Raw genomic sequence first — 20,798 nt, 5'->3', positions numbered from 1 at the left:
TGAGTTCTGGTTAAGCCGTCACTAATATGTCCATTTCTGAGCGGGAGATATTCAGTGATGGTTTGTTCTCTTTGAAACAATAAGCGATTAGCCCTCCTAACACATTCAACATGAATCCCTGTAGACTACGGTGTCGTGAGTGCTCTATCTGAGAAATATTCTTTAACTGAGCATGGATGGTTTCTATGATGAAACGTTTTGATAACATTACCTTATCCCACACTGAGAGCGCTTTGGCCTTCATGTTACTGCGCGTATCCGTTATCAATGTCACCCCTGTCGCGTTTAAATCATCAAACAGAGCCTGACTGATATATCCCTTGTCGCCGTAAAGCGTTCCTGTTAATCCTGCGGCTAACTCACGGACAGGCTCCCGATCATCGACATTACCCGGAGTGAGTTTAGCTGACACAATTTCTCCTTGATGATTGACTATCAGATGCAGCTTAAAACCGAAAAACCCTCCCATTGACCCTTTTCCTCGTTTCGCTATGCCGTCAAACACCTTATGGCGAGGGATACGAATGTTATGACAAACACGAATACTTGTGGAATCGACAAAAGCGAGTCCTGTGGGTTTCCCTTTCACCTGCGTCAAATAGCTACAAAGCGGTCCTAAAACTGAGGAAACGACGCCTAAGAACCGGGTATAGCTGAGCAGGGTGGGAAAGTCTTGTTGAGGGTATCGTCGGACTAATCCAAAGTAGAAATTTTTGAAATCGCGATAATGTGACATATGAAAAGCAATCACAATGGTCATAATCTCGCTGGCGCTCATGCGGCCATGACGTCTGCGTTGACGATGTCCTTCCTCGATACCCTGTTGTTCCCAGAGTGGAATGAATACACGGCAAAAATCATCGACATCGCAGAAGAGTTCAACTAGTTTATCCATGCCTGTTCCTAATAAGATCGTTTTTTTCTTGGTCGAAAATTTTGATCTTGGAACAGGCACTGAGTTCCATTTTTTTATCCAGAGTTCAGGTTAATTATTCTTCTTTCGGAGTGTAATTCCAACCAGACGAACCTCCAAAAGTTGCACCACCATAACCACTACTTTGAGTACCTAGCGTACCCGAAAATTTAGCGCCAACACCAAGTACTCCTTGCACTTTTCCTGTTCCATTTAAAGGAACTAATTCCTTCGTATTCCTCATTTGTTGCCTAAAACTCCAGGTAACATCAGTAATAATCATGCTTTTCTTAAGCGTATCAATATCATTCATGTATATTCTTAATGAATATGGAATAGTAAAATCTTCGGTATAGTTTACAGAAAATATATTCTTCTTTTGAAAGACCGAGCTACCTGCATAATTAAGCGCCTTGACAGAATGCGTTGTACAGTTAGTTCCAGTTACATCATAAACATCAATGACTTTCCCAAATTTTTTGGTCGACTCAGATACGGAAGTACCACCTATTTTTTTACCTGTATGCCATAAACTTTTAAAATATCCCATTATTGCGAAAATATTGGCATCTCTGATGTTATAAACTTGAGCTTCCATTCTATAAAGTTCGGTTGACATATATTCAATTGCTTCATTATCCTGCAACCAAATTAAAACACCATCGCCAGTTATTCCTAATGGTCCGGTATCAGCATAACGACCATAGGTAAACACATTTATTCCTTGTTCTGTATGAACAGAAATAAATGTATGCCCTGTACCTTTTGTTTCTACCCATAAAAAAATACCCTTAGGAAGCCATCGACAGGTAGTGTCATACATATTTAATGTATGTGTATCAAGTTTATCCAAAATTCTTGATTGTCTGATTATGTCTCTATTGTTCATTTGTTTTTTATCCTTGCAAGAATATAAATAATAACCATTGAAACAGGAAATGAAACTAGTATCAAATGTATATCATGATTTTTAATTAACTTAAAAAAACTCGAAAAATTTAAGACGTAAATAAGCGTAGATATATTATTTATTAGGGTAATTAATAAGACAGAAAAAATCATTCTCAAACTGTATTTGAACTTATTTCGGAAAAAGAATATTGTGGCACACAAAACAAATAGAAAATTGTTAGCCAGCATTGCATAATCGGTGATTTGAATAAAAAAAGACAATTCAGATGGAGTGTACTCCTTGTTTGTCCACAGAGTTATTACTTCTTTTATAGTTAAATCAATAGAAATAAATCCTATATTACTAAAAATAAATAAAATTATTATTATCAGTATATTGAGTAATGACTTAATCCACATTAATTCCTCCCTATCGTTTTTTTCAGTACAAAAACCAGCCTAATTAGAAAATTCTTTATATTATCTATGGTAATTGCACACTTGTGATACATTGCGGGACAGGATATACCAAAAATATTTATATATTCTAGTATTAGTGACAGTAAAGAGAGAAATTTGTGATTAATATTGCATATCAATCAAATGGATATAGTTACCCATGTTACATTTTGTTTAAGTCAATATATTTAAAAATCACCCGCCAGAAAAATCATTTTTATTTAACCCCTCCCTATTAAAGAATTAGGGATAAAACTGTTCACCCTATTCACCTTTAAATATTTTCATTTAAATTCGTACCATTGAAGGATGATGACTTGAAATTAAACTCATCACTACTCTTCACTCAACCCTTCATCTTTAAATCAGAAAAAGGTGAACAGAGGTGAAGACTTGTGAACAGTTTAAAAATAACCATTCACCCTACAATACATTGATATATCTTATTTAAATTATAGAGTGAACACTTTTTACTATTTTTTAGAAAATCGCTATTCGTGTGAAAAAATTATTCTTCTGGCAGGCTATTCTCTGTCAGTTTTGGCAGCCATTCGATGGCGATGTCGATATTCAGATCCAGATTGCTGCGAATGCCCTGTTTGCTTTTCTTGCGCAGGTAATGCTGGTTGTACTCCGTCAGTACTCCGGGCATATCCATACCGAATTGGGTCACGGAAACCGGTTTGCTCAGGTTGTTGCCTTTCATATAAGCAAGGTAGGCGTGATAGAGGTATTTACGGGGTGATTTCCGCATTGCCGATTAACAGGCCATCGGCTTCATGGGAAGCCAATCAGATAGCCGCAAAAATCAACTAGCAGATCTGTACCGCGTTTAATATCCAGTGCTTCTTCGGATTTTTGTTGCTCCGCCAACAGTTGCCGTGCTTTTTGAGGATCAGTAAACCAATGAAGCAGTTGCCGGATAATCACAGGCAATTCCGCCGAGATTTTATCCCGCAGAAGCGGATCACGTTCGTTTTCCGGCACGACTTCGGAGAAGTTGAAAATCACCCGACGCCGCGACACTCCGCCACTGCGATCACTGAAGCTCATGGCGTTATTGTTCACTGCCAGCACCACAGCAGGAATGCGGGTTGAATAAGGCTGTTTATGCTTCGGGTCAATGGCAACTTCATCCCCACCTGTTGGGTTGTTAGTTTCATCTGGGGTATCTCACTTCATTGAACCTGAACGTACCCCCAAAATAGGATGGATTTCAACAAACTATAGTGGACGTAGAAAGAATATGAACTGTAGTAGTGTCTTGTATTTACTGGGTTTAATGGACTTCGGTAGCCCTACAGGATTCGATAATAATTCTTATTATATTGTTTTTAAATGATTTTATTTAGTTCAATTATCTTGCATGCCCCCTGTAATGCCCCCAGATGAATTTCTTTGATTTACCCATAATTCACTATAATCATATTCTGGAATTAGCTAAAAGCCCAATATCACACTTTTGATATGGTTGATCTATGCTCTTTACCAGAGTGCATCTGATATAGCAATCTATTACTTTTCAAAGTATTATAACTTCAAAAATAGCTTCGACGAGTAGTTAATTATCGTTATCAAAAGAGAATAAGGTAAGGATCAATTATGAAAGAAATCTATATAAAAAAAGTTGAATTAGAAGGAATTCACAAACGTTACGATTTAGAAATTGATTTTAATGAATCTTTAAATATTTTGTATGGAAAAAATGGCACGGGAAAATCAACCCTAATTCATATTATAGCGAATGTAGCTAATTGTGACTTTATTAGATTTGCTTTTTTAGAGTTTATTAGTATTAAAGTTACATATTCAAATGACGCCTACGTTTGTTTAACTCAAAGAGAAGAAAACAATGAAAAATTTGTTATCATTAAAACTGATTCTGATGCTGAATTCTCTTTTGGAAAGAGAGAGGCTTTTAAAACAATAAGTCAATTAGAGGATGATAGATATAGCGACGAATATGATCCAGATCTAATAAAAAGATTAATGGGGTTTGTTAAGGTAAATAATATTCGTCATATTGGAACATCCTATTTTCCTGCGTTTAGAACTATGCTTGAAGCTTGGTCATCTCGACGTGAAAATACCAGAAATCTTCCTCGTGAAGTAAGAAAGATGTATTTTAATAGGGTTAATAGGGCAACAGATTTTTCAAGGCAACTCTTTGGTCAATTTCTTCCTGAGATTAACTATCCATCTCCAATTGATATCGAACATAATCTCCGTGATGAAATTAGAAATCAACAAATTAAAATAGCAAGTTATGAGAGTTCAGTATTTTCAGATTCATTTGTAAAAGTATTTTCAGCCCTGTTAGAAGGAAAAAGTATAGATGTAAATGCAGATCAGTTATTACATGAAATATCTCAACTTACAGCAGAATCAACTAGTAGCAAGCTGGGAGATTTAGAGGAAAACTCAAATACATATCGAGAGCTTCAGGAACTGGTTAATAAAAGTGCTAAGCATGGAGATCTTAAAATTTCAGCATCAGGAGCACTCGCCGTATACCGTGATGCATTAAAAGAGCGGCAATCTTTTCAGCAGGAAGCGTTCAAAGAAATTGACACATATTTTGAGGTTGTGAATACTTTTTTGGATAAAAAAGAACTTTCATATTCTTTAGATAAGAATAAAAGAATACCTAAAGTTGGACTCAAATTTCCTGATGGAACTTGGAGCAGCATTATGGTTATGTCATCTGGAGAAAGGCAATTGCTCACAATGCTTTATGCGGTAACTAGAATGAGTAGAAATTCTTCTGTTTTAATTGACGAACCTGAGATTTCATTACATATAGATTGGCAAGAAGATCTATTAAAAAAAATGATGAAACAATTGGGAAATAGGCAGATTATTGTCTGCACTCACTCTCCAGCTATAGCGGCGGATTTTGATAACTATATGAAAGAAGTTTCACCTATTTTTAATGATTCCTCACAAAATGACTCTGATTTTCTATCAAATGAAGAGGATGAATTCTAATGGGTATCAAGTACGATATTAAGCAATACATAGCAAGTGTAAAAATGAGTGCAAAAAAGAGAGTTTTGGTGGAAGGAAAAGATGATAGATCACATATAAAAAACCTTATTTTTGCAAAATTAGGAGATGCAAAAATTGAAGTTGATACAGCAGAAAATATAAGAGGAGAATGCGGCATCACTGCGAAAAATAATAGGGCTAAAATTAATCAAATATATGATGTCTGTAAATTATCAGAACAATACAAAAACCTATATTTCCTTTGTGATAGAGAGTATTTGAAATTCAATATTGGAAATGAGATAGAAGATCTAATGAACGATCATGAGAATGAGGGAAACTTAAATTGGACAATAGGTCATTCTCTCGAAAATTATTTCATTGATAGTAATCTTATAGTGGATGCATTTAGCTATTTGTCTGGTTCAGAATTTAAGGTTAGTGCAACTGAATTTTTTAAGGAAGTTCTCCCATCAGCTATTAAGCTGATAACGGTAATTGCTCTATCTGCCAGAGATATTGAACAGTCCACCTATCCTATAGGAACTATTAAATGGGACGATTTTTATATATGTGAAAAAAAATTGACCTTAGATATTGATAAATGGAAATTGAAAGAAACAACCAAAATAGCTGAAAAATTCATCTATTGTTTTAATAAATACACGTCAATTATCGAACATACGGATCAATTAATATGCTCTCGTATTTGTCGTGGTCACACAGCAATATTAATGCTTCAAAGGATATTTGCTGCTTGTTTATATTTTGTAGGAAAGGATAAAGATGAACCTTTATCCCAAAAAAGTGCTAAAGAATTTGTAAATATAAAAGAATCAGCTATTTCAAATGCTCTAAGTGAAGCTTGGATAAGAATGGTTAAATTAGAGAATGCGACCTACCCTTCAAATCTTATTAATTCTGTAGCATAAAACAACTGAAAACCACACCCGGAAAACATTTTTCCGGGCTAGAATTTTCACATATAACCAATTCTTATGTTTTTTTACTAAAAACATCCTATACTGAAGAAGTGCTCCTAATAATAAAATATAAGAAAGAATAATTTTTGCACATAAAATAAAAGAGAAAATATAAAAATATCTAGCCATGAGTCTAAAATTAACAACTAAGAATACCATTTTATCTCATGGCTTATTTCACTGGAATAAAACTATTCAGTAGAAACTTTGCGAATTGTCCGTTCAATAAGCTGACCATCCATATCAAAATACCGACTAGGCCAAATTTCCGAAGGGTGTATTCCGAGATAGTCTGCAATAATCCACTCACCTTTCGGCCATGGACGACTTAATGTATTTGCCAGCGTAGATGAACTGAGTCCCGCTTCACGAGAAACAGCCGCTAAGGTTGTACCACGCTTACGTAATGCAGCGATAATATCGGCTTGATGCCAGTCATTTCTAACGCTAGTCATTCCTGCTATCCCTTCCATTAATCAATATTGGTGGTGGCGATTCAAACAGGGTTCGCGGACCGGCGTTCACTTCCGGCAAGGCAAAGCCTTCCCTGCCTGAACCGCCATTGAGGGACGATAGCAGGCACACTGGCAAAAAGATTATTTACCAGTGCCCGTGAACGCAAGACCGCGACGCCTTGACCATTGGATTTTGCCAATGGTTCAGTTACTTTAACCGATTGTATTATCTGACTCAATAACCGAACTATTAAGTTCAATAACTATATCAATCAGAACCGTTAAATAATCGCCTACTCCGTATTGCCTTCATCAATAGCAAGCCAGTCGGCAATGACTTTTTCTTGCCATATATCAACTCCAATTTTCGTCCTGACTGGCTGAGGAAAATTTCCTTGTTGCATTAACTGATAAAACCACTGTTTTGATAAACGAGTTTTTTGCATTACTTGTGCCAGAGAAAGTGTTTTAACTTTTGTCATTATTCACCCTTCCCTTGGCTATAAATCCGCTCAACATAACGCCCGCGGCCATCACCATGTCCCAAATCCATTGAAACCAGTGCCCGTGCTTCCTGACGACTAAAGCCATTTTGTTGGTAAAAACTCAGTGCACCTTGCGCCCACGCATACCGTAAACTATGGGGAGAATGACAACCTTTTAAACCAATCCTTGTGGTATGTGTCCTCCAGTAGCTCATGGCCTGTCTGAGATCCGGTTTATCAATCAACCTGCCGTTACGTTGCTCTGCAATGGCAATTGCATGTTCTACAGCCTCTTTCACCGCAGCAACATTCAACACACGAGTTTGCCTTGGTCGGCTACCTTTTGTACCGAAAACAATATGAAGTTTTGGCTCCGGCTGCTCTAACTGCTTCTGCCAGCTTTTCAATGAAGCACTACATTGCACAGCTTCCTGAGAACGTAACCCCATCAAGCGAGCAAGTTTTAATGTGACTGCAAATCCTGCATCACGTTCAAGTGCCTTCTGATAAACAACCTGAAACATGGCATCAGGGATCGCTTGCTTCGTTCCGGCTCGGCTGGCACCACCTAATCCTAATGCCTGATTACTCAAACGCGGAGAGGTTTCCAGTTTTTCCCTGCCTGCCATGCGGAAGATATTACGCAGCGCGGACATTTCATTCTGCACCGTTCGTTTAGCAACGCCCTGAGATAAACGGGCATCAACGTAATGCTCTACATGCTTGGCTTTTAGATGGCAGAGACTTTTAACCTGAATATTCAGTCTCAATAACAACGCGCCCAAACGTTCCGCAATCTGAATACGGTCATGGCAGGTTTTATGGCTGCCTCCACCCTGCCGGGCGAAAAATTTTAATTCCTTAATCAATCGGCTCATCGGCTTCTCCCTACTTATACCTGACAACATGCAATCTCTGGCGCGCGACAGTGCTGACAAAACAGGAAATGCCTGCTTTGTCCTTGACGGATATCTGTGCGCCAGAGTGAACACGGGTTGAGGTATTGAGGGGTATCGGTTGAGTACGCTGTACTGCCGCCTGTATTAACAGGTCATCCCCACTGGCAAAAAACCAGCCTCGATATCGTCAAGTTCTCCTTTTGATGCTTTTTTGATCTCAAATAGCAGTGTCAGATTCACTGCGCTGTTAAACAGGCATGAGCCTGTAATAGTCATGTTGTTCTTTTGCTGCGGCGTCACTTTCAGCGGTAAACCGGTAAAAAGTGACGCCTAAACATTGGGGCTAATAAATAGAAGTAGGGCAGGCGTTTGCTGATGCCTGATGGCATAGCAAAGTACTGACCGTAGCAGTGTAAAACTGTCGCAATATGCTGATATTGAGAAATAATCTCGCTGACCGCCTGATAACTCAGGCAGCGGTTAGTTAAGGTGTGAGCCAAGCAAACCGGGTGCTTTAGGTGAAATGAGGTTAAACATGTGGCTTAATCTCATTGGAGCGAAAGGCAAGTAAAGCTGTCCGGTCTGACTCCTGGGTATAAGAAGAACTCTTTTCCTCCGGGATAAACAACCCCCGTGAGTGAGTCAAATGTATAAGTGCACCTTCATCGCTTTCATTTCGCGATCCCCGCTCTCAAAGGATAAGTGGGGTTATCAGCCTCATGGTATCTGACGGCCTTCTCTTTTCAGATCAGGGAGAATTTTAGGTATGGTCGCTCGAAAGCGCTTCTTCACAGACCTTTTAGAAGCATTGAGTGCTGTCAATGGCAGCAATAGCGGATCACTCGAAAGCGTTTCCTCACAGATCCCTCGGAAACATTGGCGGCTGTCGATGACAGCGATTAAGTACGGCAAGGTTAGCGCAGGATTTAACACGTAGCAATAGGGAACAGATAATTTAATCAGTTAGTTAGACTGTTGATTAGATATGCTGACGAAATCAGCTTATTGATGACAATGACATGGGCGTTTTCTGGCTGACGCGCTACGCTTGTCTTCTCTGGTTTGTCTGGCTAATACATTAACCAGACAAACCAGAGATTTTGAAAAACACTATGCCAGCCAGAAAAGCCATTTTTACCTAACCCCACATTATTAAAGAATTATGGATAAAACTGTTCACCCTATTCATCATGAATTATTTTTATTTAAATTCAATCAATTAAATGGTGACAACTTAAAATCAAACTCATCATCACTCTTCATACAAGCCTTCACCAAGGATCAGAAAAAGGTGAACAGAGTGAAGACTTATGAATACTTAAAAAATAATTATTCACCCTGAGAGATCTTGATATATCTATCTTTAATCAAAGGGTGAACAGTTATGAATACTTTTTTAAGTTTTATTTAGATAGGTGGTAGATATAGAAAAAATTACTCTTCTGGCTGGCTATTCCTTGTCAGTTTTGGCATCCATTCATTGGCAGTTTCAATATTCAGGTTCATATTGCTGCGAATACCCTGTTTGCTTTTCTTACGTAGATAAGGCAGACCGTACTCTGCCAATGCGCCCGGCATATCCATACCAAATCGGGTAACAGAAACGGGTTTATTCAAATTATTGCCTTTCATATAAGCAAGGTAGGCGTGATAGAGATACTTACAGGGATTAAACGGCATAATTTCCGCATTACCGATTAACATGCCATCAGCTTCATTGGAAGCAATCAGATAACCGCAAAAATCGACCAGTGGATCTGTTCCACGTTTGATATCTAATGCCTCTTCGGATTTTTGTTGCTCTGCCAGTAAACGTCTCGCTTCTTTCGGATCAGCAAATCGATGAAGTAAGTGCTGGATAATCACAGACAATTCAGCGGTTATTTTGCCTCGTAGAAATGGATCGCGCTCATGCTCCGGTATGACTTCGGAAAAGTTAAAAATTACCCGACGCCGTGACATACCACCACTGCGATCACTGAAACTCATGGCATTATTATTCACCGCCAGTACCACAGCAGGAATACGGGTTGAATAGGGCTGTTTATGTTTCGGATCAATGGCAACTTCGTCACCGCCCGTAATCGCCTTAATGCCAGAGCCATCACCCACATAGCGAGTCTGGTCTGGCAGGATAATCAGCGAATACCCCACAATCAACGCTCGTTCCCGTGGGTTTTCCAGTGCGGCCATACTTGCAGAAACAGTATTGCCTTTACCTGCCAGCATGGAGCAGATTTCAGCAAAGATGCTTTTGCCACTGCCTCCGACTCCGGTCACTTCTAGAAAAAGCTGCCAGTCGTAACGGTTCGCCAATACCATAAACAGCGCTGCCAGTACCCGATCAGATTTGTTCTCACAATTAGCCGTTGCCCGATTGAGCCAGCGCCAAAAATGTGGAGCATGGTCTTTCATGTTTTCTCCCGAAACAGGGGTTTTGAACTCCACATCACTGGCAAGCAGCAACCAGTCATTTTTGTTATGAGGCCGGAACTGGCACGTTTTCAGGTCAAACACTCCATTACTGAATCCGATTAAATGACGTTCTGGCGGTAACATCATGGGAAGTTGTAATTTCAGAGCATCTACAGCAGAGCGAATCCCATTGGGAGAATATGGCTCTTTTGCTTCAATGAAAGCAGACACCATTTCCCGCATTAAGTCGCGGTCACTGATCGGGCGCCAGATAATACCGTCATAGCGATGAACTGTTTCCGAAGCACCATCCAATGCCAAATCACCATTATAACGTTCCAGTAATACTTCCCCGCGTTGGCTGGCTCCCATCTGGCATAATGTCGGTTTAACAGGTTTATCATTATTCGATTTATTTACTGGTTTTTCTTTCACTGCTTCCGGCTGATAAAGTTCCTGATAAAACGCTTGTTTTGCCATTTCTACACCGTTTTGTTGTCGGTAATCGTCCCAATCGGCTTTAATGGTATCCGGTGGTAATGTGACCCATCCTTTAACCGCAAGGGCGGCTTTTTCTGCTGAGATCTTGCCGCCATTCACTTTCGGCTTACCGTTCTTATCCAACTCGCCGGGGAGGTGCCAGTCATTATCCGCTGCCATAATGATTTTCACGTCCGGCCAACGTTCCCGAACGGTTTTTGCAACAGAAAATAAATTGCCCTCATCTAGTGCGGCCAGTACCACACCTTTATATAACTGACTGACAGTAAGTGCCGTGGCGTAACCTTCTGTAATGAGTACCGTGTCAGGTTGTTCTTCCAATACTGATAGGGAGATAAAGGAGCCTCTCTTTTTACTACCAAACAGTAATTTTTTCTCGTCATCCGGCTTGATGAGCTGCGCCCCTGCTACCGTTCCATCTAATGTCTGCAAGACCAGTAATAAGGAGCCATCTTCAAACAATCGCTGATTGGGGCATTCCAGCCCTTTTTTGGTCAGATATTGAGAATGTCCGCTGACTGATTTCGCCATCAGTGCCGCCACTTTTTCGGTAATCGACGGTGTTGTATAAGTGGTTTCACTGGCTGGCTTAGGTTCTGGCAAAGGCAATGCCAGTGCATCCGCAACGATTTTTGCCGCCTCAGTAATAGAGATCCCTTTGGTTCTTGCCACTAAATCTAAACCATCGCCGTACTTTAGCTCGTCACACTGGCGACAATGCCAGTTGCCATTATGGTGATCATCGATAAAGTGGAAACGATCAGTACCTCCGCATATAGGGCAAGCACCATGTTTACCCTTTGCCGGAATATCAATGCCACAAGTAGGCAGCAGACTTTCCCAATAATACATTGCAGATTTTTTCACAGCCTGGATAAGATCGAGCGGTTTTTGACGAACGTTAGATCCATATAAAGATGTGTGGCTCATGATTTATTCCTTATAAACCGCCGCCTAGAAGCGCGTGATAAACTTCCTGATTGATATCGCATGCCAGCGCAATCAGGTTATTTAAGTCGATTGAGCACTCATTTTTGGCTTTTTCGAGAATGACGTAGAATAAAGAAACTGCCAGACAAGCTCGATGCATGGCTTGAGCCAGCGAAATAGGCTGCTTACGCATGATGTACCTCCTGAAAGATAACCTTAAGGCTAACAAGTACATCAAAACATGTAAATTTAGGGCGAGTTTGGGTATGCTGTATGTCAGCCATAGCATTAGTTCCGATAATGTCGTGGTTAGAAGCTCGGTAGTGTTGGTAGCACTTCCGGGCTTTGCTTTACTTAAAGTCAAGCAATGGTGTACATTGTCAACATTTTCACAGATTAAATCATGGGAGTTGACAATGTCAACCAAAGAAAACAAAGAACGCCATGTTGTCCAGCTACGTCTGGATAAAGAACTATCTGAGCGTTTAGCAATTGCTATGAAAGAAGATGGCGATGATAACAAATCGGGTTGGATAAAACGCTTATTGAGACGTGAATTAGACAAACGTGGTATAGAATCCAAAAACTGAATAAATTTCACCTTTCTTTGCCCTGTGTTTATTAAAAAATTACATATTCATTTTTTCACAAATATGATAACAAGGGGCATTGCCCCTATTTTTTATTTATCATTCTGTTGATCGTTTTTTCCTATTATGGAAAAGACAGATGAAATTATCTATTAAAATATTTAATTACTACGGGATTTAGTAATACGTTGGTTAATCCATTCATCAATTTCATGTTCCACAAACGCAATCGAACGTTTACCAAGTTTAATTGGTTGAGGAAAACGCTTTTCACTAATCAGACGGTAAATCCATGCACGGCTATATCCAGTACGGAGTTTAACTTCAGATAAGCGAATAAGATTGTGCTGCATAAAATAACTCCTGTAATTTCTTAACGTCTACAGAGCTATTTAATTGCAAATAATTAGATTAAACGAGTCATGAAATAAAAAAAATTTCAGTCGGAATAAAAACCTGAAAATTTTAGTTGGAATGAAAATGTGATATTTCCATTCCATAGAAAAATCATTTTACCCTATTCACAAGAGACAATTTAAGTTCCGATGCAACAAGCCAATCACCTTCCATCACTTCTTTAGCCAGAGACGGCATGGTTTTTCTCAGTCGATCTATTGGATTAGTATCATAAATATCTGGATAAAGTATTTGAGCAAAAACAACGTTACTTATCACTATATTTTTAGCTGAACAGTAGATAATCAAATCAAGGTACTGTAGTAATCTAAGATTAATAAATTTCTTAATCTCAACCTCAGAGATATCTTTCCTTGGGAAGATCTTCTTTTTTCGTCTTTCTTCAGCTAAAAATTGTTTGAATGCCTGATAAAGTACATCATCTTTTGCAGCCAGATTAACACTAAGATACCATTCAGGACGGCTATCTTCGGTTCCTTTATAAATAATGACGTTGTCATTAACATAATTTTCATCTTTCTCAATGAGAACCTTATGTATGAATTCATCAGATGATAAATCACCAATGGAATGCTGATGGGCGGCAAGTTGGAGATCAACATCACTCATCGTATGTAATGGCAACTCCATATATTTACGAAGAAATTCTTTGTTAGAATTCAAATAATCAAGAGATAAAACAGTTTTAATTTCAATATCATTGATAAATTGATTATATTTTTCAACCTTGTCATCAATAATATCTGACTTATAGTTATTTTCCTTATAGAAAGAACGTAGTTCTTTTATTTTTGCGGGAAAATTCCAATATTCATGCCGTATTTGCAAAGCCAGAAACCATTGTTCATGGTTTAAAGAATGAACATATTTTTCATATTTCTCGATATCAAACCAATTTAAACAGTAATATTCATCCATCAGCATTGTTTAAAAACCATCCTAAAATGTTCAGTTGATACAGATTAACATATGGAACCTATCCACTACGCTCTTTTACCAAATTTTCCGATCAGCACATTTTCACCTCGCTCCAACATATCCATATAGTCAGCATACCATTGCAGCATTTCCCTGCGACCATCTAAATATTGGGCGTGATTGTATGTTCCTCTGATACTGTTCTTATCAACATGTGCAAGCTGTGTTTCAATCCATGCAGTGTTATAGTCCTGTTCATGTAAAATTGTACTCATGGTATGGCGAAATCCGTGGCCTGTTGCTCTGCCATCATAACCAATGCGTTTAAGAACCTGATTAATGGCAGCTTCACTCATTGGCTTACTTGCATCATTCCGTCCATGAAAAACAAAGTTAAATCGACCTGTGATCGCTGCTAATTCTTTCAACAAAGCTAAAGCCTGCTCAGAAAGCGGGACGATATGAGGTCTACGCATTTTCATGCGCTCTTGAGGGATTTCCCAAATTGCTTTATCAAAATCAATTTCTGTCCAAGTAGAAGCGCGCAATTCTATGGTTCTCAATCCTGTAAGCAAAAGTAATTTGGTCGCGATTTGAGTAATTTTACTTCCGCTGTAGAAGGACAATGCTTGTAAGAATGCGGGTAATTCATCAACATTCAAATGTGGGAAATGCTTGGCTTTCGGTGTTGCTAATGCGCCAGCCAATTCAGCAACAGGATTATATTCTGCTCTTCCCGTGACAATTGCGTATCTGAAAACTTGATTACATGCCTGCCTGATCTTTTTCAACTTATCGAGAACGCCGCGTTGTTCCATTTTACGCAGGACTGTGAGCATGTCTAAAGGTTTGATATCGGTGATGGCGTGTTTGCCAATGAAAGGAAAAATATCTTTTGTGAAGCCTTCTAAAAGGTCTTCTGCATATCCCTTTGACCAGTTAGGGAGCTTGTAGGCGTGCCATTCAAGGGCAATTTTTTCAAAGCTGTTATTTACGATGAGAGCCTTTTCCCTTTTTTCCTGTCTTTTGACCAGCCCCGGATCATCGCCATTTGCCAATATTTTCTTGGCGTCTTCTCTTTTGTTTCTGGCTTCTGCCAAAGTTACGGTGGGATAAGTACCAAATGCCAATCGCTTTTCTTTGCCAGCAAAACGATATTTTAACCGCCAACATTTGGAACCATTCGGGAAAATTTCTAAGTACATGCCCCCACCATCGGAGAGTTTGTACGATTTGTCTTTGGGCTTCGCTGTCTCTATCTGTCTGACTGTCAACTTCATTTGGGGGCATCTATTTTGATTGAACCTAACAATGCCCCCGATTATGCCCCCAAAGATCTGTAGATTTCAACATACCTTAGTAGACATCAATAGATTGTAGTTTCTTGTTTTTCTTTGTTTCTTAAGGAATTTGTGGACTTTAAAAGACGTTTGGAGACTTGGGGATGGTACGCCCTACAGGATTCGAACCTGTGACCTACGGCTTAGAAGGCCGTTGCTCTATCCAGCTGAGCTAAGGGCGCATCTTGAGAGATGAGCTGCATCAGTAATGCTTTGATGCGGGGAGAGATTATACGGTGACAACTCCTTGAGTCAATGGCTTTTCTGCTTATAAATCTTCATCTGGCTATTTTCTGATTATCAATAAAACTGACATCACGTTCATGTTCTGACAAAATAGGCTGTATCCCAATGTTTGATTTATGGATTTATTCGTACATGCCAGCAAAAATTATTGACGGGAAAACGATTGCGCAGACAATCCGAAGTGAAGTCGCAGTGCGTGTTCAGCAACGTGTTGCTGCGGGAAGACGCGCTCCTGGTCTTGCCGTTGTGTTAGTCGGCGAAAACCCTGCTTCTCAAATTTATGTCGCAAGCAAACGTCGCGCCTGTGTGGAAGTCGGGTTTGTTTCCCGTTCCTATGACCTGCCAGATACCACCAGCGAAGCTGAGTTGTTGAATCTTATCGATCAACTCAATAACGATTCGGAAATTGATGGAATTTTGGTTCAGCTCCCTTTACCTGCCGGTATTGATAACGTCAAAGTTCTGGAACGTATCCAGCCTGATAAGGATGTTGATGGCTTCCATCCCTATAATATTGGTCGTTTGTGTCAACGTGCTCCAAAGCTGCGTCCCTGTACTCCACGCGGTATCGCAACGTTGCTTGAGCGTTGTGGAATCAACACTTATGGGCTGAATGCCGTCGTTATCGGCGCTTCAAATATTGTTGGTCGCCCAATGAGCCTGGAGTTGTTATTGGCGGGCTGTACCACTACGGTGACTCATCGCTTTACCAAAGATTTACGCCACCATGTGGAGCACGCAGATTTACTCATTGTGGCGGTCGGTAAACCAAACTTTATCCCCGGCGAATGGATTAAACCCGGCGCTATTGTGATTGATGTAGGAATTAATCGCCTGGAAGATGGCAAAGTCATCGGCGATGTTGATTTTGAAACTGCATCCGAACGTGCAAGTTGGATCTCTCCGGTTCCAGGGGGGGTTGGCCCGATGACAGTCGCGACACTTATCCAGAATACCTTGCAAGCCTGCGAGGAATACCACGATGTGGAAAAAATTGAAGGTTGTTAATGGAAATTTTTTATTTAGAAGGCCGCCCTCATGTGGCGTTGTGTGATCTGTTGAAGTTTCAAGGGTGGAGTGAAAGCGGCGCTAGCGCTAAAGCGGTTATTGTTGAAGGTCTGGTTGAAGTCAATAATCAGATAGAAACCCGTAAACGTTATAAAGTTATAGCCGGGCAGGTTGTTACTTTTAATGGTAAATCTGTCCACATTAAAGAATGATTAAAATTGGCTCCCTTAAAAATGAAGGGAGCCGCAGATTGCGGGTAAAGTCCAGGCTTTTTGGTTGGGACTGACCGAAAAAGTGTTTAATCGGTATGTCTGGGAAGTGAGTAAAGTGTGGGCAAAAAGGAAAAGCATATTTTCGGATGCTAAATAACATCGTGGTTATCATTGATAGATATTAAACTTGATTTAACAGAGGGTTTTATAAGCTGAATGTTTTTGGGTAAATCCGACAAGTTTTTGCTATCAGTTAACCTAAGTATCTGTAGTTAAAGATATCTCAATGTAAAATAACAAAAATATAAACGTTTTATCACCCTTTTAATATCTATGATTATCGCTTTTCTGTTTATTGTATAAATCGGTCTTCTTAGTTTTTAAAATGAAGCGAAAACAGATAGTTAAAATGGTGATGAAAAGATTATGACGGTAAATAAAGATTAAATCTGATAGTTAACGCATTAAGGTTAATCTCTGTTGAATGTAAAAAACGCTAAGTAGAAGAGCTTTTTTATGTCGGAGATAAACTGGAGTTTGAAAAGATTTTAGCTTCAATATTATAAGGTTAAATGAGTTGATAACCCAAGTGGATACTTTTATCAATATCGGTTGATTTTACTGGAAGTTTTTATTTGACCCTGCAATTCTCTATTTTATTTACTGTGATACGCCAAGGTGATAAAGCAACCTTAGTTAAAAGTGGTTTTAATCATCCGTCAGGATGAGTTTTTTCATGCGAGTATTCTCATGGTGCTTTGCACAGGAGGTATTGAGATAGCACAAGGTCACTTAGCAAATGGCATAAGGTTTTAATAGTGTCCAGTAATGCTGTATTTAAGGTTTTATGCGTTTTTAGTATTTACCACACTTATGAATATTGCAGGTTTAATACTAGGTTATTTTAACGCGATACTTATTGAAAAATGTATAATCTGATGATAATTTAAACTTAATATGCTGATTTTAATGATAAAACAAACCAGTGGAGTAAATAGTTTGGAATTAAATCAAGTAATTAAAGCTCTTAATGAATCTGGTAACAACTGGACTGTAGAGCAAATAGGTGAATGTCTTGCAATTACTAATGAAGACGGAATTAAAGCACATCTGGCTATTTGTGGAAGACAAATTACAGTGGAAGCATTACTGTTTTCGGAAGAGAATGTTTTAGATCCCGCTTCTTTAAATCAGTTTATTTTAGAAACGCACAAGATGATGCCGCTGACCTCAGTTGGAATTACTAAGGTAGATGGTCAATCTTACTATACTGCTTTTGGTTCATTGTCATCGGAATCAAAACAAGAAAGCGTTGTCATCGAAGTCTCTATGCTGTTTGCCAACATCACTGAGCTTCTTGATGCGTATTCTGAGTTTCTAAAATAACAATGTAGGGGAAATATCAATGAATGTATGGAAAAAGCTTTTTAAAGCAATTAAAGGAACGGTAAATAACGCGGCAGAATCTGTCGCTGATGGCAACGCACTGACGATTCTTGATCAGGAAATCCGAGAAGCAAAAGCAGAAATCCGCCGTGCGGATGAAAGTCTGGTTAGCATTATTGCTAAGCGAAAAATGGCGGAGAAAAGGGTTTCAGATATCAAAAACAGTATCACCGAGTACGAGGGTTATGCTCGCTCTGCTGCGGGTAAAGGTGATAATGGGCTTGCTCTGGAGTGTGCTCAGAAAGTTGCGACTCTGCGTGATGAGCTGGAAAGAGAACAAGCGTTGTTTGAATCGTTCCAGAAGGCTGAAACGACGCATCGACACAATGTGCAAGAAGCGAAGAAGAAAGTGTCGCAGCTTGAGAATCAGGTTGATTTGGTTAAGGCAACTGAACAAGTGCAGAAGGCACAGGCTGCGACTCAAAGCTCTGTGGTTGGCGCTTCGTCAAAAACATCTACCGCCCTTGATTCCCTGGAGCGTATCAAGTCACGTCAGGCTGAGAAAGCGGCTCAGTTCGAGGCTCAGCAAGAGCTTCACGATAGTATGACTTCTGGCGATCTGGATAAAAAGCTTAAAGAGGCTGGTATAACTTCAAGCGCTATGTCCGCGGAAGATGAACTTGCTCGTATCCTTGGCAAGTAAATACTCAGTTGTTAAATCAAGATCCTGCTTTTAAAAGTGGGATCTTCCTATCAAGAGACGTTTTTATGCTTTCCAAAATCGCAGATGCGTTTAAGAGCGCGTTCGGGAGTAAGGCAGTTGCGCCTGTTGTTCCAAAGGCGCCGGAAGTATTAGGTTTGCGTATTGGCGGGGTATTTGAGATAGACCCGTTGATGCTAAAACTGATGGAATCTGACTTAACGATCGAAAATGCGGCTTCAACTCAGCTTATATGTTCCGTTGGTGTTGTCGACTTAGGTGATAACGTGCGTTTGGTTCGTTATTACACGGATGACGAAGGTTACCTTCAAGTGCTGCAAGAAGGCGAGGGGGATGATGGCGTGAAGGAGGTGAGCCTGTGGTACTTTTACGAAACTAAACCGATCGATTCACAAGCTCAATGGGATGCGCTGATTAAAAACGGTATTGTCACGCCAAATGGGGAATATGATCTCGACGGCACCCAGTTCTCTCGGTTATGGGACAATGTTAAGCCTGTGGCTGTTACCGAGAAAACTTACAGTAAAGAGGGGCGTATAACCGAAACTGATCAGTTTGTGATGGTGTATACGCGTCAGGTTACTCATAACAGAACAGAAGAGCTTCAAGTTGTGGGAGAAGAAAAAGTTGTCGGGAATCACCTGGATAGATTGATGGTATTGAGCACCGGTATTCAACTTAACCAAACTGATTTTAAAGTGGTGGCATAAATGATCACATTGGAAAATGAAGAACAGGCTTTCACTCAGTTTATGCATGGTGTAGGCAATTTTGGTTTGTGTTTTGGTTTGGCGCTGGTTTTTTTCATTGTTTTCAAGTTCATCTACACAATAATTACTCCTCATGATGAGTGGAAACTTATCAAGCAAGAGAAAAACACCGCTGCTGCAATATCACTTGGCGGTGCGCTGGTCGGTTACAGCATCGCCATTGCAAGTGCGGCAAGCAACTCTGTCGGTGTCATTGATTTCGTGATGTGGAGTGTTATTGCGTTGTTGGCCCAGATTGCTGGTTTTTTCATGGTTCGCATATTTATGATGCCAAAGATTGTATCTCGCATTGAGAATAATGAGGTCCCTGCCGCAATTGTGTTGGCGGCGGTGTCAATTTCTGTTGGTCTTTTAAATGCAGCTTGCATGACTTACTGATTTGGGGATCGTATGACGAACGGCAACAAAAAGCGCAGAATGCGCAGCACCGCCATTAACGTTGAGAGTAAACGCAAATATTGGCGTGGGTTCTCATTCACGTCATTGGCGCTCAGTGTGGGTTCACTCGTGGGTTGCGGTCAATCGGCGGATGAGCTGTCAATCAATATCTATAAGGATTTGGCGTCTTGTCAGAATAATCCAAAGAATACGATCGCTGCTCAGTGTGAAGCCACGTACCAGGCGGCATTACGTGAAGCAGAACGCACTTCGCAGAAATTTCGTAAGAAAGCCATGTGTGAGCTTGAGTATGGTGAGTGTGAAGCAATGCCGGGGGCTGTAGGTTATCGACCGAAGATGGCCGCCTTTATGATGGCGGAGGTGAAGCCAGCACAGTTTAACCAATACGATATAGATGAAAAATACCGCAATGTGTTCTATCAGCCGCTATTTACTTCAACATCAGGCTATAGCGACTTATACGGTAAGCTTTTTTTCGCTGATAGTAAGGTTATTGGCGCTTATTCCGATATTGGCAACATCCAGTACGAGATGAACCGACGTTATTTGCATCCGCTGGAGACGGTTCGTCTGCCAATTGAGAAAGAAGCTGCTCAAGGTGGAACACATGTCGTTGCAGGTATAAATCCTATACTGAGCTCCCGATCAACTTCTTATATTACATCTGGGATCGTTGATGAAATCGGCGATTACTCAGCGCGTAAGCATAAAGAGAGAATGTATCGAGAGCGCTTGATACGTGAAAATGAGCAAAAATTTAAAAACAGCGATTCCCGTTATTCTGGTTATGATAGTAAGCCAATCGTTACCACCAAGTCTTCTGGTGGTTTTGGTTCAACATCTTCCGCTAAATACAGTTGGGGGGGTTAACC

At 40.0% G+C, this 20,798-nt stretch carries 22 protein-coding genes, 1 tRNA gene and 1 pseudogene; 10 read left to right on the top strand and 14 right to left on the bottom strand.

Annotated elements, in window-relative coordinates:
- Positions 1 to 10: 10 nt before the first annotated feature.
- The 3 genes and pseudogenes from TI10_RS08760 to TI10_RS08745 all read right to left on the bottom strand — a co-directional run.
- Positions 11 to 895: an IS982 family transposase gene (locus TI10_RS08760; RefSeq protein WP_049582931.1), complete on the bottom strand. Its 885-nt coding sequence runs from the start codon at positions 893 to 895 to the stop codon at positions 11 to 13.
- A 94-nt stretch (positions 896 to 989) separates the two neighbouring features.
- Positions 990 to 1,802, bottom strand: a complete 813-nt coding sequence (locus TI10_RS08755; protein ID WP_049582930.1) for a hypothetical protein — start codon at positions 1,800 to 1,802, stop codon at positions 990 to 992.
- 969 nt (positions 1,803 to 2,771) lie between these two features.
- A pseudogene (locus TI10_RS08745) lies at positions 2,772 to 3,409 on the bottom strand (primase-like DNA-binding domain-containing protein); the annotation flags it as partial.
- A 456-nt stretch (positions 3,410 to 3,865) separates the two neighbouring features.
- On the opposite strand from TI10_RS08745, the gene TI10_RS08740 reads away from it, so the two are divergent.
- Positions 3,866 to 5,251, top strand: a complete 1,386-nt coding sequence (locus TI10_RS08740) for an AAA family ATPase (RefSeq protein WP_049582928.1) — start codon at positions 3,866 to 3,868, stop codon at positions 5,249 to 5,251.
- Complete coding sequence (locus TI10_RS08735) at positions 5,251 to 6,183, top strand: DUF4435 domain-containing protein (protein ID WP_049582927.1); 933 nt, start codon at positions 5,251 to 5,253, stop codon at positions 6,181 to 6,183. Before TI10_RS08740 ends, TI10_RS08735 begins: the two co-directional genes overlap by 1 nt.
- Before the next feature lie 242 nt (positions 6,184 to 6,425).
- Here TI10_RS08735 and TI10_RS08730 read toward each other — a convergent pair whose 3' ends face one another.
- The 7 genes from TI10_RS08730 to TI10_RS08710 all read right to left on the bottom strand — a co-directional run bounded on the left by TI10_RS08730 (position 6,426) and on the right by TI10_RS08710 (position 12,112).
- The gene (locus TI10_RS08730; protein ID WP_049582926.1) at positions 6,426 to 6,689 is read right to left on the bottom strand and encodes a helix-turn-helix domain-containing protein; all 264 of its coding nucleotides are present in this window, start codon (positions 6,687 to 6,689) and stop codon (positions 6,426 to 6,428) included.
- A 41-nt stretch (positions 6,690 to 6,730) separates the two neighbouring features.
- Positions 6,731 to 6,928 carry a hypothetical protein gene (locus TI10_RS24945; protein ID WP_139180571.1) on the bottom strand — a complete coding sequence of 66 codons (198 nt, stop codon included), beginning with the start codon at positions 6,926 to 6,928 and terminating at the stop codon, positions 6,731 to 6,733.
- Positions 6,929 to 6,982: 54 nt separating this feature from the next.
- Entirely contained in the window at positions 6,983 to 7,171 is a 189-nt protein-coding gene (locus TI10_RS08725) for a helix-turn-helix transcriptional regulator (RefSeq protein WP_049582925.1), read from the bottom strand.
- On the bottom strand, positions 7,171 to 8,052 hold the full coding sequence (locus tag TI10_RS08720; protein WP_049582924.1) for an integrase domain-containing protein: 882 nt from the start codon (positions 8,050 to 8,052) through the stop codon (positions 7,171 to 7,173). Before TI10_RS08720 ends, TI10_RS08725 begins: the two co-directional genes overlap by 1 nt.
- Positions 8,053 to 8,375: 323 nt before the next feature.
- Positions 8,376 to 8,573 carry a hypothetical protein gene (locus tag TI10_RS24940; protein WP_139180572.1) on the bottom strand — a complete coding sequence of 66 codons (198 nt, stop codon included), beginning with the start codon at positions 8,571 to 8,573 and terminating at the stop codon, positions 8,376 to 8,378.
- 934 nt (positions 8,574 to 9,507) lie between these two features.
- Positions 9,508 to 11,919, bottom strand: coding sequence for a DUF5906 domain-containing protein (locus tag TI10_RS08715; protein WP_049582923.1), 2,412 nt, complete (start codon positions 11,917 to 11,919; stop codon positions 9,508 to 9,510).
- A gap of 10 nt (positions 11,920 to 11,929) precedes the next feature.
- Positions 11,930 to 12,112, bottom strand: a complete 183-nt coding sequence (locus TI10_RS08710; RefSeq protein ID WP_049582922.1) for a hypothetical protein — start codon at positions 12,110 to 12,112, stop codon at positions 11,930 to 11,932.
- Between the two features lie 223 nt (positions 12,113 to 12,335).
- Between TI10_RS08710 and TI10_RS25610 the strand changes: the two genes are divergently transcribed.
- Complete coding sequence (locus TI10_RS25610) at positions 12,336 to 12,509, top strand: hypothetical protein (RefSeq protein ID WP_167337838.1); 174 nt, start codon at positions 12,336 to 12,338, stop codon at positions 12,507 to 12,509.
- 161 nt (positions 12,510 to 12,670) lie between these two features.
- Here TI10_RS25610 and TI10_RS08700 read toward each other — a convergent pair whose 3' ends face one another.
- The 4 genes from TI10_RS08700 to TI10_RS08685 all read right to left on the bottom strand — a co-directional run bounded on the left by TI10_RS08700 (position 12,671) and on the right by TI10_RS08685 (position 15,366).
- Positions 12,671 to 12,862: a helix-turn-helix transcriptional regulator gene (locus TI10_RS08700; RefSeq protein WP_049582920.1), complete on the bottom strand. Its 192-nt coding sequence runs from the start codon at positions 12,860 to 12,862 to the stop codon at positions 12,671 to 12,673.
- Positions 12,863 to 13,016: 154 nt separating this feature from the next.
- Positions 13,017 to 13,850, bottom strand: coding sequence for a DUF6387 family protein (locus TI10_RS08695; protein WP_049582919.1), 834 nt, complete (start codon positions 13,848 to 13,850; stop codon positions 13,017 to 13,019).
- Positions 13,851 to 13,909: 59 nt separating this feature from the next.
- Entirely contained in the window at positions 13,910 to 15,124 is a 1,215-nt protein-coding gene (locus tag TI10_RS08690) for a tyrosine-type recombinase/integrase (protein WP_049582918.1), read from the bottom strand.
- A gap of 165 nt (positions 15,125 to 15,289) precedes the next feature.
- Positions 15,290 to 15,366: transfer RNA gene (locus TI10_RS08685), tRNA-Arg, on the bottom strand.
- Between the two features lie 196 nt (positions 15,367 to 15,562).
- On the opposite strand from TI10_RS08685, the gene folD reads away from it, so the two are divergent.
- The 7 genes from folD (at position 15,563) to TI10_RS08650 (ending at position 20,796) form a co-directional block, all read left to right on the top strand.
- Positions 15,563 to 16,438: a bifunctional methylenetetrahydrofolate dehydrogenase/methenyltetrahydrofolate cyclohydrolase FolD gene (gene folD, locus TI10_RS08680; RefSeq protein WP_049582917.1), complete on the top strand. Its 876-nt coding sequence runs from the start codon at positions 15,563 to 15,565 to the stop codon at positions 16,436 to 16,438.
- Positions 16,438 to 16,650 carry a ribosome-associated protein YbcJ gene (gene ybcJ, locus TI10_RS08675; RefSeq protein ID WP_049582916.1) on the top strand — a complete coding sequence of 71 codons (213 nt, stop codon included), beginning with the start codon at positions 16,438 to 16,440 and terminating at the stop codon, positions 16,648 to 16,650. The genes folD and ybcJ overlap by 1 nt, the downstream gene beginning before the upstream one ends.
- 969 nt (positions 16,651 to 17,619) lie before the next feature.
- Entirely contained in the window at positions 17,620 to 18,036 is a 417-nt protein-coding gene (locus tag TI10_RS08670) for a DUF2170 family protein (protein WP_049583355.1), read from the top strand.
- Between the two features lie 19 nt (positions 18,037 to 18,055).
- Positions 18,056 to 18,739 carry a PspA/IM30 family protein gene (locus TI10_RS08665; protein ID WP_049582915.1) on the top strand — a complete coding sequence of 228 codons (684 nt, stop codon included), beginning with the start codon at positions 18,056 to 18,058 and terminating at the stop codon, positions 18,737 to 18,739.
- Between the two features lie 65 nt (positions 18,740 to 18,804).
- A complete protein-coding gene (locus TI10_RS08660; RefSeq protein WP_080985014.1) occupies positions 18,805 to 19,467 on the top strand; it encodes a YjfK family protein in 663 nt (220 codons plus the stop codon).
- Entirely contained in the window at positions 19,468 to 19,905 is a 438-nt protein-coding gene (locus TI10_RS08655) for a DUF350 domain-containing protein (protein WP_049582914.1), read from the top strand.
- Positions 19,906 to 19,917: 12 nt separating this feature from the next.
- On the top strand, positions 19,918 to 20,796 hold the full coding sequence (locus tag TI10_RS08650) for a DUF1190 domain-containing protein (RefSeq protein ID WP_049582913.1): 879 nt from the start codon (positions 19,918 to 19,920) through the stop codon (positions 20,794 to 20,796).
- Positions 20,797 to 20,798 lie beyond the last annotated feature (2 nt).

Source organism: Photorhabdus luminescens subsp. luminescens (assembly GCF_001083805.1).
Lineage (GTDB): Bacteria > Pseudomonadota > Gammaproteobacteria > Enterobacterales > Enterobacteriaceae > Photorhabdus > Photorhabdus luminescens.
This window is presented reverse-complemented; position numbering and strand designations above follow the sequence as displayed.